General features: G+C 62.4%; 24 protein-coding genes. 13 read left to right on the forward strand and 11 right to left on the reverse strand.

The window, feature by feature from the left end:
* Nucleotides 1–144 precede the first annotated feature (144 nt).
* Nucleotides 145–4,392: a DEAD/DEAH box helicase gene (locus AC07V4_RS22965; protein ID WP_492638275.1), complete on the reverse strand. Its 4,248-nt coding sequence runs from the start codon at nt 4,390–4,392 to the stop codon at nt 145–147.
* A gap of 141 nt (nt 4,393–4,533) precedes the next feature.
* Between AC07V4_RS22965 and AC07V4_RS22970 the strand changes: the two genes are divergently transcribed.
* Entirely contained in the window at nt 4,534–5,418 is an 885-nt protein-coding gene (locus AC07V4_RS22970) for a sugar nucleotide-binding protein (RefSeq protein ID WP_492638274.1), read from the forward strand.
* Nucleotides 5,419–5,583: 165 nt separating this feature from the next.
* Here the strand turns inward: AC07V4_RS22970 and AC07V4_RS22975 are convergent, their stop codons facing one another.
* The 5 genes from AC07V4_RS22975 to AC07V4_RS22995 all read right to left on the reverse strand — a co-directional run bounded on the left by AC07V4_RS22975 (nt 5,584) and on the right by AC07V4_RS22995 (nt 9,673).
* Nucleotides 5,584–6,282: an OmpW/AlkL family protein gene (locus AC07V4_RS22975; protein WP_431753601.1), complete on the reverse strand. Its 699-nt coding sequence runs from the start codon at nt 6,280–6,282 to the stop codon at nt 5,584–5,586.
* Nucleotides 6,283–6,414: 132 nt separating this feature from the next.
* Nucleotides 6,415–6,936 carry a DUF3299 domain-containing protein gene (locus AC07V4_RS22980; protein WP_431753600.1) on the reverse strand — a complete coding sequence of 174 codons (522 nt, stop codon included), beginning with the start codon at nt 6,934–6,936 and terminating at the stop codon, nt 6,415–6,417.
* Between the two features lie 11 nt (nt 6,937–6,947).
* Nucleotides 6,948–8,213: an ABC transporter permease gene (locus tag AC07V4_RS22985; RefSeq protein ID WP_492638273.1), complete on the reverse strand. Its 1,266-nt coding sequence runs from the start codon at nt 8,211–8,213 to the stop codon at nt 6,948–6,950.
* 1 nt (nt 8,214) lies between these two features.
* Nucleotides 8,215–8,925 carry an ABC transporter ATP-binding protein gene (locus tag AC07V4_RS22990; protein WP_092250550.1) on the reverse strand — a complete coding sequence of 237 codons (711 nt, stop codon included), beginning with the start codon at nt 8,923–8,925 and terminating at the stop codon, nt 8,215–8,217.
* A 142-nt stretch (nt 8,926–9,067) separates the two neighbouring features.
* Nucleotides 9,068–9,673, reverse strand: a complete 606-nt coding sequence (locus AC07V4_RS22995; RefSeq protein WP_492638272.1) for a DUF2796 domain-containing protein — start codon at nt 9,671–9,673, stop codon at nt 9,068–9,070.
* Between the two features lie 131 nt (nt 9,674–9,804).
* On the opposite strand from AC07V4_RS22995, the gene AC07V4_RS23000 reads away from it, so the two are divergent.
* Nucleotides 9,805–10,146 carry a hypothetical protein gene (locus AC07V4_RS23000; protein ID WP_092250554.1) on the forward strand — a complete coding sequence of 114 codons (342 nt, stop codon included), beginning with the start codon at nt 9,805–9,807 and terminating at the stop codon, nt 10,144–10,146.
* Here the strand turns inward: AC07V4_RS23000 and trxA are convergent.
* From trxA to AC07V4_RS23015, 3 genes are all read right to left on the reverse strand, one after another.
* Nucleotides 10,143–11,015: a thioredoxin gene (gene trxA / locus AC07V4_RS23005; protein ID WP_492638271.1), complete on the reverse strand. Its 873-nt coding sequence runs from the start codon at nt 11,013–11,015 to the stop codon at nt 10,143–10,145. The two genes, AC07V4_RS23000 and trxA, sit on opposite strands and share 4 nt — an antisense overlap.
* Before the next feature lie 151 nt (nt 11,016–11,166).
* A complete protein-coding gene (locus AC07V4_RS23010) occupies nt 11,167–11,823 on the reverse strand; it encodes a class I SAM-dependent methyltransferase (RefSeq protein ID WP_492638270.1) in 657 nt (218 codons plus the stop codon).
* Nucleotides 11,820–12,275: a YbaY family lipoprotein gene (locus AC07V4_RS23015; RefSeq protein ID WP_431750092.1), complete on the reverse strand. Its 456-nt coding sequence runs from the start codon at nt 12,273–12,275 to the stop codon at nt 11,820–11,822. Before AC07V4_RS23015 ends, AC07V4_RS23010 begins: the two co-directional genes overlap by 4 nt.
* A gap of 139 nt (nt 12,276–12,414) precedes the next feature.
* Between AC07V4_RS23015 and nrdR the strand changes: the two genes are divergently transcribed.
* The 11 genes from nrdR (at nt 12,415) to AC07V4_RS23070 (ending at nt 20,589) form a co-directional block, all read left to right on the forward strand.
* The gene (gene nrdR, locus AC07V4_RS23020) at nt 12,415–12,879 is read left to right on the forward strand and encodes a transcriptional regulator NrdR (protein WP_167659696.1); all 465 of its coding nucleotides are present in this window, start codon (nt 12,415–12,417) and stop codon (nt 12,877–12,879) included.
* Nucleotides 12,876–14,003 carry a bifunctional diaminohydroxyphosphoribosylaminopyrimidine deaminase/5-amino-6-(5-phosphoribosylamino)uracil reductase RibD gene (ribD, locus tag AC07V4_RS23025; RefSeq protein ID WP_492638269.1) on the forward strand — a complete coding sequence of 376 codons (1,128 nt, stop codon included), beginning with the start codon at nt 12,876–12,878 and terminating at the stop codon, nt 14,001–14,003. Before nrdR ends, ribD begins: the two co-directional genes overlap by 4 nt.
* 45 nt (nt 14,004–14,048) lie before the next feature.
* Nucleotides 14,049–14,711, forward strand: a complete 663-nt coding sequence (locus AC07V4_RS23030) for a riboflavin synthase (protein WP_005791849.1) — start codon at nt 14,049–14,051, stop codon at nt 14,709–14,711.
* Nucleotides 14,712–14,726: 15 nt separating this feature from the next.
* A complete protein-coding gene (gene ribBA, locus AC07V4_RS23035; RefSeq protein WP_492638268.1) occupies nt 14,727–15,818 on the forward strand; it encodes a bifunctional 3,4-dihydroxy-2-butanone-4-phosphate synthase/GTP cyclohydrolase II in 1,092 nt (363 codons plus the stop codon).
* An 88-nt stretch (nt 15,819–15,906) separates the two neighbouring features.
* Entirely contained in the window at nt 15,907–16,383 is a 477-nt protein-coding gene (gene ribH, locus AC07V4_RS23040) for a 6,7-dimethyl-8-ribityllumazine synthase (protein WP_034100965.1), read from the forward strand.
* Nucleotides 16,380–16,880, forward strand: a complete 501-nt coding sequence (nusB, locus tag AC07V4_RS23045; protein WP_492638267.1) for a transcription antitermination factor NusB — start codon at nt 16,380–16,382, stop codon at nt 16,878–16,880. The genes ribH and nusB overlap by 4 nt, the downstream gene beginning before the upstream one ends.
* Nucleotides 16,881–16,897: 17 nt before the next feature.
* Nucleotides 16,898–17,863, forward strand: coding sequence for a thiamine-phosphate kinase (gene thiL, locus AC07V4_RS23050; RefSeq protein WP_492638266.1), 966 nt, complete (start codon nt 16,898–16,900; stop codon nt 17,861–17,863).
* Between the two features lie 55 nt (nt 17,864–17,918).
* The gene (locus tag AC07V4_RS23055) at nt 17,919–18,644 is read left to right on the forward strand and encodes a substrate-binding periplasmic protein (protein ID WP_492638265.1); all 726 of its coding nucleotides are present in this window, start codon (nt 17,919–17,921) and stop codon (nt 18,642–18,644) included.
* A gap of 129 nt (nt 18,645–18,773) precedes the next feature.
* Nucleotides 18,774–19,391, forward strand: a complete 618-nt coding sequence (ribA, locus tag AC07V4_RS23060; protein WP_123717382.1) for a GTP cyclohydrolase II — start codon at nt 18,774–18,776, stop codon at nt 19,389–19,391.
* Nucleotides 19,388–19,807: an MFS transporter gene (locus AC07V4_RS23065; RefSeq protein ID WP_492638264.1), complete on the forward strand. Its 420-nt coding sequence runs from the start codon at nt 19,388–19,390 to the stop codon at nt 19,805–19,807. The genes ribA and AC07V4_RS23065 overlap by 4 nt, the downstream gene beginning before the upstream one ends.
* Nucleotides 19,804–20,589: a cobalamin-binding protein gene (locus tag AC07V4_RS23070; protein WP_492638263.1), complete on the forward strand. Its 786-nt coding sequence runs from the start codon at nt 19,804–19,806 to the stop codon at nt 20,587–20,589. Before AC07V4_RS23065 ends, AC07V4_RS23070 begins: the two co-directional genes overlap by 4 nt.
* Nucleotides 20,590–20,669: 80 nt before the next feature.
* Here the strand turns inward: AC07V4_RS23070 and AC07V4_RS23075 are convergent, their stop codons facing one another.
* Entirely contained in the window at nt 20,670–22,565 is a 1,896-nt protein-coding gene (locus AC07V4_RS23075) for a TonB-dependent receptor domain-containing protein (protein WP_492638262.1), read from the reverse strand.
* Nucleotides 22,566–22,721: 156 nt separating this feature from the next.
* On the reverse strand, nt 22,722–24,620 hold the full coding sequence (gene dxs, locus AC07V4_RS23080; protein WP_492638261.1) for a 1-deoxy-D-xylulose-5-phosphate synthase: 1,899 nt from the start codon (nt 24,618–24,620) through the stop codon (nt 22,722–22,724).
* Between the last annotated feature and the right edge of the window lie 42 nt (nt 24,621–24,662).

The raw sequence follows: 24,662 nt of genomic DNA on the forward strand, positions 1-24,662 counted from the left end.
TGGGTTTGGCTTGTGCGGAAAAAGCCAAGTATCAGCATTTGATATTTGCCTGTAAGGCAAAAATACTCGCATTTTGATCTGCGAACACAATCAAATGTGGGAAGGGGCTTGCCCCCGATGAGTCCCTTAAAGTCACCCCAATGCTCAATGCCTGATCAACTTCTCCTGCACCGCCTGCTGATCCACCTCTAACAAAATCTGCTGCTTGCCACTGACCATCACCGCAGCCGGCACCCCATCCCGGTACACGATCCGATTTCCACTCACTGCCGGGACCTTATTACCCGGCAAGAGCGTGCCCACCAGGTTCAACGGATCAGCCCCACACACCGCAATCAAGCTGCCGTCATGAGGTCGGCGCCGTACTTCGCGCAGTAGCGGAATCGCCTCCGGCAAGGCGAACTGCTCGCCCGCCAATCCAGTGACAAAACGCCCGCCACGGATCTCCCCGCGCGCCTCCAGCCGGTGAAAGGTGCGCAGCAATTCGCGCCAGCTCGGCAGCCACTCCGCCTCGCGCTCCAGCAGGCGCCAGAACACCACCCCATAACGGCGCAGCAACGTCATCGCCACATGCTCCAGCGTTTCGCTCGAGTGCGGGCCGGCCGCGGTCGGCGAGCGACGTATCAACGCCCAGCGCCCGGCGTCGTCCATGCCGCCGACAAACGCCCCGCGCCCACGCCGATTGCTGCGCGCCTGGCGTTTGCTCGCGGGCGTGGTCAGCGCGCGCAGCCCGGCAAAGCTGTCGGCATTCACCAAGCCGGCACCCACCAGCTCCTGCAAGGCGCTTTCCAATTCGCTGCGCAGCAGATGGGCTTCGTGCACCAGTTCATCGAAAAACAAAGCGCCGTGGTCACGCAGGGTCTGATGGACTTTTTGCGCCTTGGGCGACAGCGTCGTGCTGTCGGTGAGTTCGGTCAGCCCACTCCATAATGGCACTTGGCTGCGTGGCAACAGCACCACCGGTGTGCTGCGTAACGCGCTGGCGCTGGCCTTGTTGCTCAAGCGCGTCCACACCAGTTTGCCGCTGCGGCACAGCTCGTCGAGCCAGGTGGAGGCATAGTCCTTGAGCCGTGCACTGAGTAAATCGCTGTCCCACGTGGAGGCGGCAGCGGCATAGCCTTCGAGCTGGGCAACGATCTGCGGCAACATGGCGCTGCCCTGGCCGCGCGTGGCGTTGGACAGGTGCTGCCAATCGAATAGAAAACGCATGAAATCCTGCATCGCCACCGGTTCGATTTCCCGGCGCAGGCGCTTGACCGTGTAGCGATGAATCCGCGCGAGCAGATGCCGTTCGCACCATTGCTCCTGGGGGGCTGCGGGGCTGAAGCGACCGCGCAGCACATAGCCTTCTTGCTCCAGACGCACCAGTGCCTGGGTGACATCAGCGACCGGCAGCACCAGTGGCTCGGCGATCTCGACCACGCTCAGCGGGCCAAACCCACCAAGCCGCGCGCGCAGCACTTCCACCACCGCGTCTTCAAAGGTCCATGGCTCATCGAAACCCGGCAGCAGCGGCAGGTTGTTGGGATAGATCGCCTGCAAACAACTCAAGCGTTCCACGGCCACCCATAGGCCGTTGGACAATTGATAGGCACGCCCACCCTTGGCCAAGGCGTGCAGCCAATCGGCCCATTGCGGTGTGACTTCACGGGCGGCGATACACGCCAGGCTCATCAACGCCTCATGCATTTCGTCAGGGCCATTGGGTGCCGGCCAGGCTTCCTCGCGCACACCGGCGATGGCGTCGGCGTCCAGTGCGCCGAGGTCATCAGTGCTTTGTGGGTCGCTCCAGCGCCGGTTGAGTACCGCCTGGGTACGGCGTTCTTCCAGTGGGGCGTCGTCGAGAAAAGTGTAGGGGCGGGCGCTGAGGATTTCGGCGGCCATGGGTGAGGGCGCTGGCAAGTCTCGGCTGATCAGGCGCACTGCGCCGCGCTCCATGCGTCGCAGAAGGGCCAGCCAGGCATCGCAGTCCATGGCTTCGTGCAGGCAGTCGTCGAGGGTTTGTTCCACCAGTGGATGGTCGGGCACTTCACGTTCGCCGGCGAGGTTTTCCAGGCAGGCGATTTGGTCGGGGAACACGCTGACGATCAGGTCTTCGCTTTTCATGCGCTGGATCTGCGGCGCCACCTTGCGCCCGCCGCTAAAGCGCGGCAACGCCAGCGCCACCCCAGCGTTCCAGCGCCAGCGCACGCCAAACAAGGGCGCATCCAGCACGGCCTGGATCAGGATGTGCTCGGCGCTGTTGCTGTTGAGGTAACGCCACACCTCATCGAGTTCGAAACTGTGGCTGGTGGACAACGACAGCACGATCGCATTTTCACTGGCCGCGGCCTGCAATTCGAAATTGAACGTGCGGCAAAAACGCTTGCGCAGGGCCAGGCCCCAAGCGCGGTTGAGGCGGCTGCCGTAGGGCGAGTGAATGATCAACTGGGTGCCGCCGGACTCGTCGAAAAACCGCTCCATGATCAACGTGTCCTGGGACGGCAAGGCACTCAGGGCCAGGCGCGCGCGGGCCAGGTAATCGAGGATCTGCTCGGTGCTGGCGCGGTTCAGGCCGAGGGTGTCGGTGAGCCAGGTCTGCGCGGGTTGCAAGTCGCCAGGGCTGGCGCTGAGCAGGGCGTCCAACTGCCCTTGGAAGCGCGCCACCGCCGCCGACAGTTCGTTGCTGCGCCCGGGCGCTTCGCCGAGCCAGAAGGGAATGGTCGGTGGCTGGCCGTGGGCATCCTCGACGCGCACCTTGCCGGTTTCTATTCGCAAAATTTTGTAAGACGTATTACCGAGCTGGAAGATATCCCCGGCGATGCTTTCCACCGCGAAGTCTTCGTTGACGCTGCCGATATTCAGGCTCTGGGGTTCGAGCAATACGCTGTAGTCGGCGTTGTCGGGGATGGTGCCGCCGCTGGTCACGGCGGTCAGCCTCGCACCCCGGCGACCGCGCAGGGTGAGGGTCACGGCGTCGCGGTGCAGGTAAGCGCTGCGGATACCCTGGCGACCGTTGTAGCCGTCGATAAGCATGTGCAGCAGCGCCTGGTAATGGCGCTCATCCAGCGTGGCGTAGGGTGAGGCGCGACGAATCAGATCGAGCAGCGCCTGTTCCGGCCATTCCTGGGTGCTGACTTCGGCGATGATCTGTTGGGCCAGTACGTCCAGTGGCGCGACGGGGATGTGCAGGGTATCGAGTTCGCCCCGGCGTACGCAGTCGAGCAGGGCGGCGCATTCGATGAGGTCATCACGGGTGATGGCGAACAAACGCCCCTTGGGCGTGCCGCCAACCTGGTGCCCGGAGCGCCCGACCCTTTGCAGGAAACCGTTGATGGAGCCCGGCGAGCCGATCTGACACACCAAGTCGACGTCACCGATATCAATCCCCAGCTCGAGGGACGCAGTGGCGATCAGCACTTGCAGTTCGCCGGCCTTGAGCCGTTGTTCGGCGTCCAGGCGCATTTCCTTGGCCAGGCTGCCATGGTGGGCGGCCACGGCTGTCTTGCCTAGGCGCTCACTCAGATGCCGGGCGAGGCGCTCGGCCAGGCGACGGGTGTTGACGAAAATCAGCGTGGTGCGGTGTTCGCGGGCCAACTCGGCCAGGCGGTCGTAGACCAATTCCCACACATCGTTGGCCATCACCGCCGACAGCGGCACGGGCGGCACTTCGATGTCCAGGTCGCGGGGGCGGGCATGGCCGATATCGACGAGGGCGCAATCGCGGTCCGTGCCCACCAGAAACCGCGAAACCGCCTCGATAGGCTTTTGCGTGGCCGACAGGCCGATGCGCGTCAGCGGCACGGTGCACAACCCTTGCAGGCGCTCCAGGCTCAACGCCAGGTGGCTGCCACGCTTGCTGGCAGCAATGGCGTGGATTTCATCGACGATCACCGTGCGCGTGCTGCCCAGCATTTTCCGGCCGGAGTCCGAGCCCAGCAGCACGTAGAGCGACTCCGGCGTGGTCACCAGGACATGCGGCGAGCGCTTGCGCATCAGGGCGCGGTCTTTTTGCGGAGTGTCGCCGGTGCGCACGGCGGTGCGGATCACCAAGGGCGGCAGACCCAGGTGCTGCAATTGTTCGGTAATGCCCGTCAGCGGGTCTTGCAGGTTGATCTGGATGTCGTTGGACAGCGCCTTGAGCGGCGAAACGTAGACCACCAGGGTTTCATCCGGCAGTTCACCGCCGTTGGCCAGGCCTTGGTGGACGAGTTCATCGAGTACCGCCAGAAAGGCCGTGAGCGTCTTGCCGGAGCCGGTGGGCGCGGCGATCAGGGTCGAGCGGCGCTGGCGGATCAGCGGCCAGGCTCGGGCCTGGGCGCTGGTCACCGAGGGGAAGGTGCTGCGGAACCAGGCACTGACGGCGGGGTGGAAGCCGTCCAGGGCCGTGTCCGTGGATTCAGGAAGGTTCATGTTCCCAGTTATGCAGCCGGTACTAACAAGTTGCAACCCCGCACTTTGTCCGTGACGGTTGCGCGACAAACCCGCAAAATGCAACGATCCTTACAAATACCTAAAAACCTTCGTTCCACACAGACCGGGCCTGCTCAATCTATGCGAATGCGCCTTATGTTATTGGGCGGCGGGAATGCCCTCGGGCAGGCGCTGATTCGCCTCGGTGCAGAGGAAGACATCGGTTTCCTCGCACCCAAACCGCCCCAAGACGGCTGGGATGCCGCGAGCCTTACCCAATTGCTCGACGACACCCGTCCCGATGCGTTGATCAACCTCGCCTACTATTTCGACTGGTTCCAGGCCGAAGCCGTCAGCGAAACCCGCTTGGCCGCCCAGGAGTTTGCCATCGAGCGCCTGGCCGAGCTGTGCCAGCACCACAACATCACCCTGCTGCAGCCGTCCAGCTACCGCGTGTTCGATGGCTCCCGCGCCACCGCCTACAGCGAAAAAGACGAGCCGGTGCCCCTGGGCCTGCGCGGCCAGGCGTTGTGGCGTATCGAACAGAGCGTGCGCGCCACCTGCCCGCAACACGTGTTGTTGCGGTTTGGCTGGCTGCTGGATGACAGCGTCGACGGCACGCTGGGGCGCTTTCTGGCCCGCGCCGAAAAACCGGATGAGTTACTGATGGCGGATGACCGTCGTGGTAATCCGACGCCGGTGGACGATGCCGCTCGGGTGATTATCTCGGTGCTCAAGCAACTCGATTGCGCCGCGCCGCTGTGGGGCACCTATCACTACGCCGGCCATGAAGCGACCACGCCGTTGGCCCTGGGCCAGGCGATCCTCACCGAAGCGCGCAACTATCACCCGCTGGCCATCGAATCTCCCACCGCCCAGGCCCACGCGGCCCGGCCGGATGCCGCTGATGAGCCGCAGCACGCGGTGCTGGCTTGCAAGAAGATCCTGCACACCTTCGGCATCAAGCCTCGGGCGTGGCGGGCTGGGTTACCGGCGTTGCTCGATCGGTACTACCGCCACACCTGACACCACACAAAACCAAATGTGGGAGGAGGCTTGTGTGGGAGCTGGCTTGCCTGCGATGGCATCACCTCGGTATCACTGATACACCGAGGTGCCTGCATCGCGGGCAAGCCCGACTCCCACACAAACCCCCTCCCACATGGTTTATGCGATGTTGCTTAAATCGGTTTAGAACTTGTAACCGATACCCACCATGTAAACCATCGGGTCCACGTCTACATTCACCTTGGCACGAGTGCCTTGGCCCAACGCATTGTTGTCCACGGTGGCCTTGGTGCTGATGTCGATGTAGCGCGCCTGGGCGTTGATCATCCACTTGTCGTTGAGCATGTAGTCGGCACCGATCTGCGCGGCCCAGCCCCAAGAGTTCTCAGCCTTGAAGTTGCTGAAGCCGGCTTGTTGCGCACGGCTGCCGACGTGCTCGTCGTAGATCCAGGTGTAGTTGATACCGGCGCCCACGTACGGTTGGAACGCCGACTTGCTGTCCAGCGGGTAGTACACGACGCTCAGGGTTGGCGGCAGATGCTTCAAGGTGCCGAGCTTGCCGTTGGCGGCGCCGAGGGCGGTGTTCTTGAGCTTCACGTCATGCTCGAACGGCGTGGCGGCCAGCAGTTCGATACCCCAGTGGCTGGTGAACATGTAGGCGAAGTTCAAGCCCAGTTGGGTGTCGCTGCTCATGGTCGCCTTGCCGCCCAGGTTGGTGCCCGCCAATGGGCCCTGGTCAACCTTCACGTGGCCGCTGTCGGCTTTCGGGTTCACGGTGATAGCACCGGCACGAACCAGAATGTCGCCGGCTTCGTGAGCGTGTGCGACAGGGGCGGCGAGGGCGAGCGCGAAGAGGGACGCGCCGAGCAGAGACTTGTTCATGGGAGCTCCAAAGGACGTTTAAAAGTTGTTGGTCCAATGGTAAAGATCGTTCCGTTCGGTCTTTTGATTCAGCTCAATGAAAGGGTAATCACGGATCAAAACTGTGGGAGCTTTGTGTTCTGAGGAGAGAGGTTATTCCTGCAGCTCGTAGACGTAAATTTTCTCGGCATCCATCTGGTAGCCGGCGTCCGCCAATTCGCTGGAGGACGGTTTGACCTGCATCGAACCTTCGATCCAGTACGGCTGATACAGCTCATCGAGTTTTACCCCGACTTCGCTTTTCACATGCACGATCTGGTTCGATGGCGGTGGCGGTACGTGAATGCACGCGCCGAAATACGGCACCAGCAGAAACTCGGTGGTGCGACCTTCTTCGCTGACTTCCAGCGGCACGATGTAACCCGGCAAGCGGATGTGTTGGCCGTCGAGGCTCTGCACTACGGGCGCGTTGGGCAGTTCCTGCTTGGCCGCAGGCGCGGCCTCGACCGACAAGGCATCGGCCATGTTCGACAGGTCGTGCAACGGCTTCATGTTGGGAATTTCCGGTGGCGCATCCGGCGGGATCATCTCCTGCCACGACAGATCCTTGGGCTGGTCGGCGGACCAAACCGGCACGCTCACCAGCAGCAACAGCGCAAACAGGGCACGACGCATCGAAGCCTTCCTCATAAACGGATCGACAGGCCATCGGCCAGGGATTGTCGATAGGCGCGCCACGCGGGAACGCTGCCCATCAACAGGGCTGCCGCCAGGATACTGGCGAGCAAGGTCCATTCATATTCGCTTGGCCACGACATCGGCAGGTCCAGGCCATAGTTGGCTTGCAAATACCCGCGTGATGCGGCGATGCACACGTACAGCAAGCCCACGCCTGCGACCACGCCGGACAGCGCCAGTGCGAAGGCTTCGAAGACCAGCAGCGTGGCGATATGCCAAGGCCGTGCACCCACCGAACGCAATATCGCCATTTCACGGCGGCGTTCGTTGAGGCTGGTGAGAATCGCTGTGAGCATGCCGATCAAGCCGGTCAGCACCACGAACAGCGAGATCACGAACAACGCTTTTTCAGCGGTGCCCATCATACTCCACAGCTCTTGCAGGGCCACGCCTGGGAGGATCGCCAGCATCGGTTCGCCACGAAAATCATTGATTTCCCGTTGCAGGGCGAAAGTGGAAATCTTGTTGTTCAGGCCCAGCATGAACGCGGTAATGGCCTGGGGTGTGAGGTCCATGTTGCGTGCCTGATCGGCACTGATGCGGCCCTTGCCCTGGGCCGGCACGCCGTTGTGCCAGTCGATGTGAATCGCTTCCATGCCACCGAGGCTGATGTGCAGCGTGCGATCCACCGGTGTACCGGTGCGCTTGAGAATACCGACCACGGTGAACGGTTTGTCATCGTGCTTCACCAGGCTGACTACCGCCACACCGTGAGCCAGCACCAGCTTGTCGCCGAGTTTGTAATGCAGTGCGTCGGCCACTTCGGCGCCGAGCACCACTTCGAACGGATCGGTGGCGAAGGCGCGGCCGCTGGCCAGTTCGAGGTTCTGTTTACGGCCGTATTGGTAGTGTTCGAAGTAGGACTCGTTGGTGCCCATCACGCGGTAGCCACGGTGGGAGTCACCGAGGGAAATCGGGATCGCCCATTTCACCTGCGGGCTGGCGGCGAAGTGCTCGTAGCTGTCCCAACGGATGTTGTTGGTGGCGTTGCCGATGCGGAATACCGAATACAGCAGCAGGTTGACCGAGCCGGAGCGGGCGCCGACGATCAGGTCGGTGCCGCTGATGGTGCTGGCGAAACTGTTGCGCGCTTCGGTACGCACCCGCTCCACGGCGAGCAACAAACAGACTGACAGCGCGATGGCGAACGCGGTGAGGATTGCGGTAAAGCGGCGGTTAGCCAGGCTGGCCATGGCTAGACGGAACAGATACATCTCAAACCTCTGCGAGCGTGGCGGCGCGATTGAGTTCGGCCAGCGACAGGTTGCGGTCGAACAGCGGAGCCAGGCTCTGGTCATGGCTGACAAACAACAAGCTGGCCCCGGCCTCACGGCATTCGGCGAACAACAACTGGATGAACGCTTCACGGGCGTCGTAATCCAGGGCCGAGGTGGGTTCGTCGGCGATCACCAGTTCCGGCTGGCCGATCAGTGCACGGGCTGCGGCCACCCGTTGTTGTTGGCCGATGGACAGTGAATCGGCGCGACGTTCCAACAAGCCAGGATCTTTCAAGCCCAGGTGCGCCAGCAAGGTGGCGGCGGCCTGGTCGACGCTGCCGTGACGCTGCTTAGCCCGTTGCGCACGCAGCTTGGAAAAGTGACAAGGCAACTCGACGTTCTCGCGCACCGACAGAAACGGCAACAGGTTGAACTGCTGGAAGATGTAGCCCGTGTGGTCGACGCGGAAACGATCGCGGGCGCCCGCCGACAGTTCGGTCAGCTCCTGGCCGAGCAGGCGAATGCTGCCCCGGCTGGGTTTCTGCACACCGCCCAGCAACCCGAGCAGAGTGGTTTTACCGCTGCCGCTCGGGCCTTTGAGAAACAGGGTTTCCCCTGCTTCCAGGCGGAAGGCGGGAATGTCCAGCAACTGTGGGTGACCGGGCCAGTTGAAGCCCAGGTCGGACAGTTCGATTAGCGCTTGAGTCATGGGAAATCATCGGTCTCAGAAACGGGCGCCAACCCCTGTGGGAGCTGGCTTGCCTGCGATAGCGATCTATCAGTCACATCATTGCTGACTGGCCCACCGCTATCGCAGGCAAGCCAGCTCCCACATTGACCGTATTGTCAGATCAGAACTTAAGGGTAGCGGCTTGTGCGGTCGCTTCAACACCTTGTTGGCCGCTCGGGCCGATCAGTTGTACCTGAATTTTCTGGGTGGCGGGGAAGGTCTTGAACACCTGGGTCAGGTCCAGATTGCTCAGCGCCGTCGGTGTGGCGCAAGTGAACTGATAGTGGGCGTGGATTTCGCTGTGGTCGTGATGATGTTCGTGGGCGGCCGCGCCTTTGCCGTCGGTGGCGTGGTCGTCATCGTCGTCGTCATGATCGGCTTCAGGTTTGTCGCCGAACAGCGGGCTGTTGAGTTCTTGGGTGCTGACCACGCAGCCGGCGCCCTTGGGCAGGCTGAACAAGGCCTGTGGGTTTTCCAGCTGTTTGCGTGCGGCAGCGACCTTGGCTTTGTCGGCTGGGGTAGTGGCCTGGTGTTCGAAGCCCACGAGGTTCATGGCCGGGCTGTCAAATTCCAACTCCAGTGCCTGCCCGTCGAGTACGGCGTTAAGGCGGCCAACACCATGTTCATGGGCGCCGAGGCTGCCGTGTTCATGCTCGTGATCGTCGTGAGCATGGGCGACAGCCAATGGCAGCAGGGCAAACGGCAAAGCGAGCAGCAGACGGCGCATGAGAGGGCTCCAGAGCATGAAGGTTTTGTTATGTGATCTTATAACAATGATGTCGGGAGTTTGAACGCCCGCTTGGCGTTGCGCAAGTCGCGTGGGAGCATGCCTGTCAGAAAAGTGCAGGAGTAAGGACGATGTTGCGAATTCGTGGAACGGTCGGCGATCTGCCGGTGGATTTGACCTTGGAGCTCGACGAGGGCGACTGGGCTCGGTTGGGTGCACAGTTGCAGGCCGCCCCCGCGCCAACGGCGACACCCGTTGCGCCAGTCAAACAGACCGATGATCTGTGGCAGAGCGCCCAGGAACTATTGCGCAAGGCCGGGCAGCTCAGCGGGTTGGAGTTGTTGGATCAACTGGAAGGGTTGGCCGGCGATGCTGCGTCCGGCAAGCGCTTGCTGGTGCGCTTGCGGCACAGTGCCAATGTGAAAGTGGCCAGCGGCGCCGATACGCCGCTGTACAGCTGGGTCGGCGCCTAGTACAGCGCGGCGAACAACTTGCGGCGATACACGGTGACCAGCGGATGGTCATTGCCCAGCAGTTCGAACACCTGCAGCAACGTCTTGTGCGGCAAGCCTTCGCTGTAGCTGCGATTGCGGATAAACAGCTTCAGCAAACCTTCCAGCGCCGCGTCGTATTGCTGGCGTGCCAGTTGTTGAATCGCCAGTTGATAGGCCGCTTCATCGTCCTGCGGGTTTTGCGCCAGGCGGCTTTTCAGCTCGGCGGCGTCGGGCAGGTCGGCAGCCTGACGCAGGAAAGTGATCTGTGCCTTGGCCCCGGCGAGCGCGGCTTTGTGATCATCGCTCTTCACGGCATCCAGCACGGTCTGGGCTTCACCCAGTTCGCCGCGTTCGGCCAGGCAGCGCGCGTAGAGAATCAGCGCGGCAGCGTTGGTGTTGTCTTCGCCCAGCAGTGTCACCAGCACAGCTTCGGCGTCGCTGATGCGGCCTTCGGCAAACAGCGCCTGCGCCTGTTCCAGTGGGTCCGCCGCCGCCGGTGGCGGCATCTGTACATGGGGCTCCAGCATCGCCCGCACCGCGGACTCCGGCTGCGCCCCGGCAAACCCGTCCACCGGCTGGCCATCCTTGAATAACACCACGGTCGGCAGGCTGCGAATACCAAAGCGCGCGACGATATCCTGCTCGGCCTCGCAATCGACCTTGGCCAGCAGCAGCTCGCCCTGATAACTCTCGGCGATCTGTGCCAGCAACGGCATCAGCGCCTTGCACGGCGCACACCACTCGGCCCAGAAATCCACCAGCACGGGCTTGTGGAACGAATTCTCGATCACCGCCTGGTCGAAGGTGGCAGTAGTGACATCGAAGATATACGGCGTGGGCTCACTCATGGGGCGTCTCGAATAAAGCGGGAATGGGGGCAACTATAAGGGCTGGCGCGATTAGCTGAAAGCGGGGTGGGCGCAAGATCGTTATCGCGGGCAAGCCCGCTCCCACAGGGGAATGCGGTCACTTGTGGGAGCGGGCTTGCCCGCGATGGCCTCAAGAGCGCCGCGAGTGGTACAGGCTCACCTTGCGAAACTCCCAAGGCTCAGCCAGATCCGGTAGCGTCAGGGCATCGAGGATTTCCAGGCGCTGGTACGCCGGATGCTGAAAGTCCCGTACCCGCGAATCCGCCACCAGCGCTTCACGACCACGGGTCAGGAACTGGTCCAGCAGCGGCAGGTTGGCGCGGTCGTAGAGCACGTCGGCGACGAGAATCAGGTCGAAGCGGTCGGCTTCGGCAAAAAAGTCGGCTGAATAATTCAGCTCAACCCCATTGAGCTCGGCATTTGCCCGGCAGGATGCGAGCGCCAGTGGGTCAAGGTCGCACGCCACCACTTCCAGCGCGCCCGCCTTGACGGCAGCAATCCCGGCCACGCCGGAGCCGGCGCCAAAATCCAGTACGCGCTTGCCCGCGACCCACTCGGGATTGGCCGCCAGGTAGCGCGCCAACGCCAAACCGCTGGCCCAGCAGAAACTCCAGTAGGGCGGCTCATGCAGGATGCGCCGGGTTTCTTCCTGGCTGAATTCGCGGTCCATGTTGTCGGCGTCCAGTAGCCACAACGACAACGCGGTGCCCGGCAGCGGGCAGGGCACCAATTGGGCGTCGCCGATCAACTCGCTCAGGGCGCTTTGCAGGCCCAGCGGTGGCGTCATGGTGCCTTGACGAGCTGCAGGGGGCCGGTGGTCTGGGTGATCGCCTGGGTGATACGCACGGCGGGCAGGTGCAGGATCAACTGGCCGGACTGGCTGGCGCGGCCACGCAATTCAACCCGTGCACCGGCCGGGAAGGCCTCGGGGTTGAAGCGCAGGCGGAAGGCCACAGGCTTGCCGTTGCCGGTCAGCACGCTGCTGGCGAGCAATTGTTGTGGGCGGTTACGCTCGTCGATCACCAACAACGCCAGTTCGACTTCGGCATTGGCCGGCACGCCGTTGAGGACGCCGCTGATTTCCCGCTGATAAGCCGGCAAGGGGCCGAGGTCTTCAATACCCGGGACTTTTTTCTCTTGTGCCGGTGTCGGTTGAGGCGCTGCCGGCTTGGGGGCTTCGCTGCTGCAGGCGACCAGAAAACTGAACAGGGTGAGTAAAACCAGTGGTCGTAGCGGCATGTACGGCTCCAGAAAGGACAAAATCCGTGGCGTGAAAATAAACAAACATAATAGCCCGCCTATATACCGTAAAGGCTATGGCTTGTCTTGCCACGGGGATGCGCTACCATGGCCCTCCCTTTTTTTGTTGCCTGCCACCATGCACTGTCCCTTCTGCGGTGCCAACGACACCAAGGTCATTGACTCGCGTCTGGTCGCCGAGGGCGATCAAGTGCGTCGCCGGCGCGAATGCCTGGCCTGCGGTGAACGTTTCACCACCTTCGAAACCGCCGAACTGGTATTGCCACGTCTGATCAAGTCCGACGGCAGCCGCCAGCCTTTCGACGAAGACAAACTGCGCGCTGGTATGCAGCGCGCCCTGGAAAAACGCCCGGTGAGTGTCGAGCGGCTGGAGGCGGCACTGGTGCATATCAAGCACAAGCTGCGCGCGACCGGCGAGCGCGAGGTCAAGAGCCTGGTCGTTGGAGAACTGGTGATGGGCGAGCTGCAAAAGCTCGACGAAGTCGCCTACATCCGTTTCGCTTCGGTGTATCGACGCTTCCAGGATCTCAATGAGTTCCGCGAAGAGATCGACCGCCTGGCCCGTGAGCCGGTTAAACAATGACCTCAGAACAAGCGGTCCTCGACGCCCATTACATGGCCCGCGCCCTCGAGCTGGCGCGCAAGGGCCTGTACACCACGCACCCCAACCCACGTGTGGGCTGCGTGATTGTGCGCGATGGGCAGATTGTCGGCGAAGGCTGGCATGAACGCACCGGCGAGCCCCATGCCGAACCGAATGCCCTGCGCGCCGCCGGCGACAAGGCGCGTGGTGCCACGGTGTACGTGACCCTCGAACCGTGCAGCCATCACGGGCGTACACCGCCTTGCGCGGATGCGCTGGTGAGCGCCGGGGTCGCACGCGTCGTGGCCGGCATGCAGGACCCCAACCCGGAAGTGGCCGGGCGCGGTATGCAGCGCTTGGCCCAGGCGGGTATCGAGGTGCACAGCGGTGTCCTGGAGGCCCAGGCCCGTGCATTGAACCCGGGTTTCCTCAAACGCATGGAACACGGCTTGCCATTTGTGCGGGTCAAGCTGGCGATGAGCCTGGACGGTCGCACCGCGATGGCCAGTGGCGAGAGCCAATGGATCACCGGCCCCGCCGCCCGCGCCGCTGTGCAGCGCCTGCGCGCCGAGGCCAGCGTGGTGCTGACGGGCGCCGACACGGTACTGGCTGACGGTGCGCGCTTGACCGTACGTGCCGCCGAACTGGGTCTGGATGAAGAAACCACTGCGCTCGCCATGTCGCGTCCACCGCTGCGTGTGTTGATCGATGGTCGCCTGCGCGTGCCGCTCAACGCACCGTTTTTCAAGGCTGGCCCGGCGTTGGTCATCACCTGCGTCACGCCGGAGAACCAGTTCCCCCGTGGCCCCGAGTGCCTGGTGGTGCCGGGCGTAGAGGGCCAGGTCGACCTGCGCTCGGCCCTGGTCGCGTTGGCCGCCCGTGGCGTCAACGAAGTATTGGTGGAAGCCGGCCCAAGCCTGGCGGGCGCCTTTGCCCAGCAGGGCCTGGTGGACGAGTACGTGATATTCGTCGCCGGCAAGTTCCTCGGCTCCGCCGCCCGACCCTTGTTGGACTGGCCGCTTGAGAAACTGGCGGATGCCCCCCAACTCAAGATCACTGAAATGCGCGCTGTAGGCGACGACTGGCGAGTCACTGCCATTCCCGTCCCGGCGGCGAGCGTATAATTCCCGGCCTGCGCCACGCGCAGCCTCGTTTTCCAGGAGAAGGCCATGTTCACCGGCATTATCGAATCCATCGGCAGCATCCGCGCCATGACCCCCAAAGGCGGCGACGTACGCCTGCTGGTTGAAACCGGCAAGCTCGACCTCGGCGACGTCAAGCTGGGCGACAGTATCGCCGTCAGCGGCGTGTGCCTGACCGTCATCGAATTGCCGGGCAACGGCTTTGCCGCCGACGTCAGCCGGGAAACCCTGGACTGCACCGCGATGAACGACCTCAAGGCCGGCAGCCCGGTGAACCTGGAAAAGGCCCTGACACCGACCACTCGTCTCGGCGGCCACCTGGTCAGCGGTCACGTTGATGGCGTCGGTGAAGTCGTTGCCCGCAGTGAAAACGCACGCGCCGTGGAATTCCGCATCCGTGCACCTAAAGAGTTGGCCAAGTACATCGCCCACAAAGGCTCGATCACCGTCGACGGCACCAGCCTGACCGTGAACGCCGTGAATGGCGCCGAATTCGAACTGACCATCATTCCCCACACCCTCAGCGAAACCATCATGGCCTCGTACCAGCCGGGTCGCCGGGTGAACCTGGAAGTGGACTTGCTTGCCCGTTACCTGGAGCGCCTGTTGCTGGGCGAAAAGGCCGCAGAGCCAGCATCCGGGAACATCACTGAAAGTTTTCTGGCCGCTAACGGCTACCTGAAATCCTGACCAAGGGGGTGCCGCGTGGCGCTCAATAGCATCGAAGAACTGGTTGAAGACATCCGCCAAGGCAAGATGGTCATCCTGATGGATGACGAAGACCGCGAAAACGAAGGCGACATCATCATGGCCGCCGAGGCCTGCCAGCCTGAGCACATCAACTTCATGGCCAAGCACGCCCGTGGGCTGATCTGCATGCCCATGAGCCGCGAGCGTTGCGAGTTGCTCAAGCTGCCGTTGATGGCACCGCGCAATGGTTCGGGTTTTGGTACCAAGTTCACGGTTTCCATTGAAGCAACCACCGGTGTCACCACCGGTATCTCCGCCGCCGACCGCGCACGCACCGTGCAAGCCGCTGCCGCGAAGGATGCCAAGGCTGAAGACATCGTCAGCCCCGGTCACATCTTCCCGCTGATGGCCCAGCCGGGCGGCACCCTGGCCCGTGCCGGCCACACCGAAGCCGCCTGCGACCTGGCGCGCATGGCCGGTTTCGAACCGAGCGGGGTGATCTGCGAAGTGATGAACGACGACGGCACCATGGCCCGTCGTCCGGAACTGGAAACCTTTGCCGCCGAACACAACATCAAGATCGGCACCATTGCCGACCTGATCCACTACCGCATGATCCACGAACGTACCGTTCAGCGGATTGCCGAGCAGCCGCTGGACAGCGAACTGGGCCAATTCAATTTGGTGACCTACCGTGATTCAGTGGAAGGCGACGTGCACATGGCCCTGACCCTGGGCAACATCTGTGCGGAAGAACCGACCCTGGTGCGGGTGCACAACATGGACCCGCTGCGTGACTTGTTGATGGTCAAGCAACCGGGGCGCTGGAGCCTGCGGGCCGCCATGGCTGCGGTTTCCGAGGCGGGCAGTGGCGTGGTGTTGTTGCTCGGCCACCCGTTGGATGGCGATGTGTTGCTGGCGCATATCCGCGAAACGGCTGACCACGCGCCGGTGAAAAAGCCGACCACCTACAGCATCGTCGGTGCCGGTTCGCAGATCCTGCGGGACCTCGGTGTGCGCAAAATGCGCCTGATGAGCGCACCGATGAAATTTAATGCGATATCCGGTTTCGATCTGGAAGTTGTAGAATACGTGCCCTCCGAATAAAGGCCGGCGATTTTTGCCCCTTGTTCGCGGTTAAATCATCACTAAGGGACGCCCTTTTCGCGTCCCGGCTCTTTAAGAGATTTGTCGAATGACCCTGAAGACCATCGAAGGTACCTTCATCGCCCCCAAAGGCCGCTATGCCCTGGTGGTTGGCCGCTTCAACAGCTTCGTGGTTGAAAGCCTGGTAAGCGGTGCCGTGGACGCCCTGGTTCGCCACGGTGTGAGCGAAAGCGATATCACCATCATCCGTGCCCCTGGCGCCTTCGAAATTCCACTGGTTGCGCAAAAAGTCGCGCAACAGGCTGAATACGCGGCGATCATCGCCCTGGGCGCGGTCATTCGTGGCGGTACCCCGCACTTCGAATACGTGGCGGGCGAATGCACCAAGGGTCTGGCCCAGGTGTCCATGGAGTTCGGCGTGCCAGTCGCTTTCGGCGTACTGACCGTTGATTCCATCGAGCAAGCCATCGAGCGTTCCGGCACCAAGGCCGGTAACAAAGGCGCTGAAGCTGCCCTGTCCGCCCTGGAAATGGTCAGCCTGCTGTCGCAGTTGGAGGCCAAGTGATTTCCGACGAGAGCGATCGTTTCAACCCACGCGACCCACGCCCAGCGGACGCCGGCAAGCCGTCCAAGAACGAGAAGCGTCGCGCTGCTCGTCAGTTGGCAACCCAGGCGCTGTATCAGCGTCAGTTGGCGGGCGCCTCGTTGAACGAAATCGAAGCACAGTTTCGCGTCGACAACGATTTCACCTTTGCCGATCTGCCGTACTTCCACGACATCCTGCACGGTGTGCATGCCCACCTGACCGAGATCGACACGGCCCTGGCACCTTGCCTGGACCTGACCCTCGAAGAGTTGGACCCGGTTGAGCTGTGTGTGATGCGCCTGTCGGCCTGGGAGCTGCTGTATCGCGTCGACGTGCCGTACCGCGTGGTGATCAACGAAGGCATCGAACTGGCGAAAGTCTACGGTTCGACTGACGGCCACAAGTTCGTCAACGGCGTGCTCGACAAGCTGGCTCCGCGCCTGCGTGAAGCCGAAGTAAAGGAGCACAAGCGCTGATCCGCGCTTGAGCTACCGTGGGCGAGTTTGAGCTGATCCGCAGATACTTCGCCGCCGCGCCTTGTGCGCAGGGCGGTGAAGGCATTGCCTTGGGGATCGGCGACGACTGCGCCTTGCTGGCGCTCCCCGCAGGGGAGCAACTGGCGGTTTCTACCGATACGCTGGTGGCCGGTGTGCACTTCGCCGACCCTTGCGATCCCTTCCTGCTCGGTCAGCGCTCGCTGGCCGTGGCGGTGAGCGACTTGGCTGCCATGGGCGCCAACCCTCTAGCGTTTACCCTTGCACTCACTACCCCGACGGTCGATGCCGATTGGTTGCAACGCTATGCCCAAGGTTTGAACGCGATGGCACAGCGCTGTGGCGTGGGCCTGATCGGTGGCGACACTACCCGTGGGCCGCTGAGCCAGACCCTGACCGTGTTTGGTCGTGTCCCGGCTGGGCAGGCGTTGACGCGCAGCGGGGCACGGCCGGGCGACCTGCTGTGTGTCGGTGGCGAGTTGGGTAACGCCGCGGGTGCCTTGCCGTTGGTACTGGGCCAGCGCAGCACCCAGGCCACCATCGCCGAACCGTTGCTGGCGCATTACTGGTCGCCGCAACCACAGTTGGCCTTGGGGCTGGCGTTGCGGGGCAAGGCGACGTCCGCGATGGATATCTCCGATGGGTTGTTGGCTGATTGCGGGCATATCGCCAAGGCGTCGTCTGTCGGTCTGTTGGTTGAGTGTCAGAAGTTACCGCTGTCCACGGCCTTGCTGGCGTTTGTTGGTGAGGACGAGGCGCGCGTGGCCGCCTTGAGCGGGGGCGACGACTACGTACTGGCGTTTACCCTGCCACCTGCCGAGTTGGCGCCGCTGCTGGCCGACGGCTGGCCGATCCATGTGATCGGCCGGGTCGAGGCGGGGCAGGGCGTGACGCTGCTCGACGCACACGGGCAGGACATCACTCCGGTCGTGCGCGGCTACCAGCATTTTCGAGACACGCCGTAAACCGGCGACCTGCGCTAACCTCTATACGGTTCACGCCGTGTAGGAGGTCGTCACCATGCCTGTGAGTTACTGGCTGCTGATAGCGCTGTGTACTGTCGTGCCGCTGGTGCAGGCGGGCGATGCAGCGCCCCCCGGCAAGATCATGCTGGCCAGCGAAGAATGGAACGACTACACCAACCGAGATGGTAGCGGCCTGGCGTGGGACGTCTTGCGCCAGATCTTCGAGCCGGTGGGCATCACTGTGCAAAGCCGTAGCGTGCCCTATACGCGTTCTGTAGGCCTGGCCCAGCGCGGCGAGGTGGATGGCTGGGTCGGTTCTTATCGTGACGAGGCCGACGGTGTGTTGTACCCCCACTGGAACTTCGACTCCGACCACATCTACGCGCTTGGGCTGGCCACCGCGCCAACGCCGAGCCTCGCCACTCTGGGCAAGTACCGTCTGGCCTGGGTGCGCGGTTATAAGTACGAGGAGTACTTGCCCAATGTGCTGCACTTCGAGCAGATCGAGCGCCGCAACGGCATTCTGTTGATGCTGCAACACGGACGTGCCGATTTTTATATCGATGCGCTCAGCGAAGCCAAATATGTCCTCGCTCAGGCAGACGACCCCACACAATTCAAGCTCACCCACATTGCCGAACTACCGCTGTACATAGGGTTTGCCGATAACGAGCGTGGGCGCGCCCTGATGGTTGTGTATGACCAGCGGGTGGCCGCCCTGGTCAAAAGCGGCGAGCTGAAGCCGATTTTCGAGCGCTGGAAGCAGCCTTATCCGTTCTGACCTGCATAGAACCAGGTCGAAGGCCAATCGAACCGATTGATCTTTATCAGCGATAATTCAGCTTAAGCGTCTGTAGGAACCTGCTGTTACAATGACCGCCTCTGTGAAATCTGAAATCAGGAGCACACGGTGCCCGTCGTTTTCGTCGCCGCTTCCAAGCTGCCTACCCCTTTTGCCACGTTCACCATGAACGGCTTCCTCGAAGAGGCCACCGGCCGCGAGCACGTTGTGCTCAGCCTGGGTGACATCGCCGACGGCGCGCCAGTGCTGGGTCGTGTGCACTCCGAATGCCTGACCGGTGACGCACTGTTCAGCCAGCGCTGCGACTGTGGTTCGCAACTGGAAGCCGCACTGCGCGCCATCGCCCGTGAAGGCCGCGGCGTGTTGTTGTACCTGCGTCAGGAAGGCCGTGGCATTGGCCTGATGAACAAGATCCGCGCCTATGAGTTGCAAGATGGCGGCGCCGATACCGTCGAAGCCAACGAGCGCCTGGGCTTTGCCGCCGACCAGCGTGACTACGGCATCTGCCTGCCGATGCTGGAACATCTGGGGGTGAAATCCCTGCGCTTGATGACTAACAACCCGCGCAAGGTCAAAGCCTTGACCGAGATGGGCATCACCGTGGCCGAGCGCGTACCGCTGCACACCGGGCACAATCCGCACAACAAGCTCTACCTGGCGACCAAGGCCAGCAAGCTCGACCACATGATGGGCAACGAGCATCAGGGCGAGGTCGACCGCGCGTGACCCGCGGCCAGGTGAAACGGCGACTATCCTTCAACTGGTGGCAGTACCTGGCCCTGGCACTGCTGCCCTTGTTCGTGATCAACCTGGTGTTCGGCCAAGCCGAACCCTTGTTGCCCGTACTGGCCATGCCGTTCTTTATCGCCGGCGTGGCCTCGATGTTTCTGAGCCTGCGTTACTTCAACGGCTATAAACACGCACTGATCGCCACCGCCAAAGCCCTCGACACCCACGATGAACCGGCCGCCTGGCTCACCCTTGCGGCCCGTCGGCGTACGGCGCTGATGGTGGCGGCCTTGCCGGCCTGGATCGGTGCGCTGGCGGTATTCGTCGGCCTGGAAGCGGTGCCGCTATGCCTGCTGGCGCTGTCGACTGGGGTGCTGTTCTATCTCTACCGCATTCCGCGTCAGTTGGGATGAAGCGTTACTGGCTGGCGGTGTTGCTGGCGTTCAGTGTCCAGGCGGTGGCGGTTGAGCGTGTCGTCAGCCTGGCGCCGTCCCTCTCTGAGATCGTGGTTGAACTGGGGGCTGCCGACCTGTTGGTGGGTGTGCTAGACGGTGGCGAACGGCCCGCTGCATTGGCCAACGTGCCCTCGGTCGGGCAATACGGCCAGTTGGACATGGAGCGCTTGCTCAGCCTCAAGCCGGACTTGATCCTGCTGTGGCCCGGCAGCGTCGGCCCGGCCCAGCGCGAGCAACTGCAGCGCCTGAATATCCCCGTGTATGTCGCCGAACCCCACAGCCTTGAACAGTTGACCACCCAAGTCCAAGCCATTGCCCAGCAGTTAGGGCGGGCCGAAGCGGGTCGGCAGTTGTCTGGGCAGTTGCGTCAACGCTTGGCCGAACTGCGTCAGCGCTATCAACGTGCCGAGCCCCTGCGGGTGTTTTACCAAGTGTGGAACCAGCCGCTGTATACCGTCGGCGGCGGGCAGATCATCAGCGATGCGCTCAGTGTGTGTGGTGCACGCAATGTGTTCGATGACTTGAAGCTGCCCGCGCCGCAGGTGAGCATCGAGTCGGTGTTGCAGCGTAATCCCGACTTGATTCTGGTAGGCGACCAGGCTCAGAAGGAAGCCTGGAAGGTCTGGCCCGCTATGGTGACGCGGGTGCGGTTGGTGCCCGACAAAGGCCTGGAGCGGCCCAGCGGGCAGATGCTGGAGGCTGTGGCGCGGTTGTGTCAGGTAATTGCTCCGAGTCTTTGAGACCTTCTCGGGGGCAAGCCCCCTCCCACCTTTGATCTGTGAATACATTCAAAATGTGGGAGGGGGCTCACTGGCGACGATCAGATTTCAGGCGTCCAGGTCACGCCGAACATCAGCGCCCGACCTTCTTCCCGGTAGCCATATTGCTGGCCTTGATACTGATACAGCGCCCGGCTGTAGGTTTTGTCCAGCAGGTTATCGACCTTCATGTTCAGCGTGACTTCACGGCTCACGGCCCAGTTGGCGCGTAATCCAAGCAATCCATAACCACCCAGCGGTTGCTGGTTCTTCGGATCGTCGTAGCTGCTGCTGACCGCTTGCCAGCTGGCACCGATGCCAAACTGGTCGAATTGACGGTCCAGGTCCAGGCTCAAGGTGCGCCTGGCACGACGGGCCAAAGTCCGCCCGGAGTCACGATCCCGTGGGTCAATCATTGCCAGTCCCAGGCTGCCTTGCCAGCCGAACAGCTCTTGCTTGAGTGTGGCTTCGAAGCCATTGATACGCGCCGAACTGACATTTTGCGGGCCATCGCTGCCGAATACGATCGCGTCCTGAATGTCGGTGCGGTACAGCGACGCTTCCAGGCGGCTAGTGTCGCTGAGCTGGCTGCGCCATTGCACTTCGTAGCTTTTCGAGGTTTCGGGTTTCAGGTTCGGGTTGCTGTTTTTAAAACCGTATTCGTCCGGGTAGTACAGGTCGTTGAACGTCGGCGCGCGGAAGCCCTCGCTGTAACTCAGCAGCAGGTCGTTGTCCGGGTTGACCGGTACGGTCAAGGTGCCGCTCCAGCTGTTGTGACCACCGAACTGTTGATTCTGGTCGCGACGCAGGCCCAGCTCTGTAGAAAAGTACCGGGCTTGAAACCGATGCTGGATAAACGCGGCACGGTTCCAGCGGCTGTCTTCGGCGAGCGTAGTGCTGCTGTTGACCCGATCTTCGTACCAGTCGGCGCCCAGGATCAGGCTGTTCTGGTCATTGAGGTTCAGGTCGTTCTGCCAGTTCAGCGAGTCGCGGTAAGTGTTGAACACACTGCGTTCGTCGCTGAGTTTATCCAGGGTTTTTTCGCGGTTTTCACTGTGTCCCAGTTCGACGCGGGATTTCCAGAGGTCGTTGATCTGTGCGTCGACATAGCTGCTGACACTACTGACGCTGAAGTCGGTGTAGGGCTTCTGCTGGAAACTTTGATAGGTGGCCGAGTCATAGCGACCGAAGGGGTTATCGAACTCGCTTTTGCCGCGGTTATCCAGAACGTTTATGCCGGCATCGACGTCATCGGTGAAGGCATGGCTCAGGCTGAAGCTGACAGCTTGGTTGCGATAGGCATCATGATCGCCATCGCTGGGGTACGAGGTGTGCGTGCGGTTGATCCCGGCCGTGTCATCCAGGCTGGCGCCGAGGCTGAAGCGGGTTTGCTGGTCGCCCCCGGACAGCCCAAGGCTGCGTTCCCACGTGTGGTTGCTGCCAATACCCACGTGCATGCGTGGTTGTAGGCCTGACTCGGTGTTGCGCCGGGTGAAGATCTGAATCACACCGCCAATGGCATCGCTGCCGTAGATCGCCGAACGTGAGCCACGTAGCACTTCGATACGCTCAACCTGCTCAATGTTGAGGTATTGCAGGTTGCTGGTGCCGGTGGTGGAGCTGCTGATGCGCTGGCCATCCACCAGCACCAGGCTCTGGGCGGTCGAGGTGCCACGAATGTAAACGTTGGTCGCGCTGCCACGGCCACCGCTTTGTGCCACCTGTACGCCGGGCACGCGGCTCAGCAAGTCGCTTACGCTGGTGGGTTGCAGGCGGTCGATATCATCGCGGGTGAAGACGGTGTTGGCAGCGCTGCTGTCATTACGCGCCTGGACCTGGCGGTTGGCGCTGATGACCACGTCGGGGAGCTTCAGGGCGTTGTCGCGCTCGAAGGTGTCGGCGAGCAGATCGGCGGCGGGGAGCAATAACAGCGGTAAGGCAAAGCGAAGACGGTTCATGGGCTGTCCATAGCAGTCAGCAACAATACAAAACAGATGTGGGAGCTGGCTTGCCTGCGATAGCGGTTTATCAGACACATTGATGTTGAATGTGCCACCGTCATCGCAGGCAAGCCAGCTCCCACATTTTGATCCGGTTTCTACCGGGGGACCGGGTTACAGGCCCAGCAGCGCCAGGCGCTCGCGAACCGAAGCCTCGATCCCAGCCTCATCCAGCCCACACTCGGCCAACATCTGCGCCGGCTTGGCGTGTTCGACGTACACATCCGGCAGGCCCAGGTGCAGCACCGACTTGAGGATATTCTCCCGCGCCAGGTACTCGCTGACCGCCGCGCCCGCGCCGCCCATGATGGCGTTCTCTTCGAGGGTTACCAGCAACTCGTGGCTACCGGCAATCTCGCGCACCAAGGCTTCATCCAGCGGTTTGACGAAACGCATGTCGACTACGGTGGCGTCGATCTTCTCTGCAACCTTCAGCGCTTCGGCCAATTGCACGCCAAACACCAGGAACGCGGTCTTGCTGCCTTGGCGACGGACGATGCCTTTGCCGATCTCGATCGGTTCCAGGTCCTTCTCGATCACCGCGTTCGGGCCGGTGCCGCGTGGGTAACGCACGGCGGCCGGGCCGTTGTACAGGTGGCCGGTGCTGAGCATCTTGCGCAGTTCGTTCTCGTCGCTCGGCGTCATCACCAGCATGCCGGGGATGCAACGCAGGTAAGACAAGTCGAAACTACCGGCGTGAGTCGGACCGTCTTCGCCGACTAAACCCGCGCGGTCGATGGCGAACAGCACGTCGAGGTTCTGTACCGCCACATCGTGAACAAGCTGGTCATAGCCGCGCTGCAGGAACGTGGAATAGATCGCGACCACCGGCTTGGCGCCTTCACAGGCCATGCCGGCGGCGAAGGTCACCGCGTGCTGTTCGGCAATTGCCACGTCGAAGTAGCGCAGCGGGAAACGCTCGCTGAATGCCACCAGGTCGGAGCCTTCCTTCATCGCCGGGGTAATCCCCACCAGGCGTGGATCAGCGGCAGCCATGTCGCACAGCCATTCGCCGAACACCCCGGAGTACTTCGGCCCGCTGGCCTTTTTCGGCGCAGCGGCGGGGGCGTCCACAGGTTCCAGTTTGGTGATGGCGTGGTAGCCGATCGGGTCGACTTCCGCTGGCGCGAAGCCTTTGCCTTTCTTGGTGACGATATGCAGGAACTGCGGGCCCTTGAGGTCACGCATATTGCGCAGTGTGGCGATCAGGGTCGGCAGGTCGTGGCCGTCGATGGGGCCGATGTAGTTCCAGCCCAGCTCTTCGAACAGGGTGCCTGGGACCAGCATGCCCTTGGCGTACTCTTCGGTGCGCCGGGCAATTTCCCAGGCGCCGGGCAGGCGCGAGAGCACCTTTTTGCTGCCTTCGCGCATGCTGGCGTAGGTGCGGCTGGAAAGGATCTTGGCCAGGTAATTGGACAGGCCACCGACATTGCGTGAGATCGACATGTCGTTGTCGTTGAGGATCACCAGCATGTTGGCGTCCACTTCCGGCGCATGGTTCAGTGCCTCGAAGGCCATGCCGGCGGTCAACGCGCCATCACCGATCACCGCAATCGCCTTGCGATCACTGTTTTGCAGGCGGGCGGCAATCGCCATGCCCAGCGCTGCACTGATGGAGGTGCTGGAGTGGCCGACGCCAAAGGTGTCGTACTCGCTCTCGGAGCGACGCGGGAAGGCGGCGATGCCGTCCTTCTGGCGCAGGCTGTTCATGCGCTCACGACGACCGGTGAGGATTTTATGCGGATACGCCTGATGGCCCACGTCCCACACCAACCGGTCGTCCGGAGTGTCGAACACGTAATGCAGGGCGATGGTCAGCTCGATCACGCCCAGCCCGGCACCGAAATGCCCACCGGTCTGGCCGACCGTGTAGAGCAATTCCAGGCGCAACTCATCGGCCAGGGTTTCCAGCTCGGCTTCACCTAGTCGACGCAGGCCGTCCGGCGTGGCAGCACGGTCGAGCAGGGGCGTGGACGGGCGCTTGCGGGGAATCTCTTGAAACGTCGTGGGCATCAGGCGAATCGTTATAGGTATAGAAGAGGCGGCAGTTTACCT

The sequence above is a fragment of the Pseudomonas sp. GW821-FHT03A09 genome, assembly GCF_059421065.1.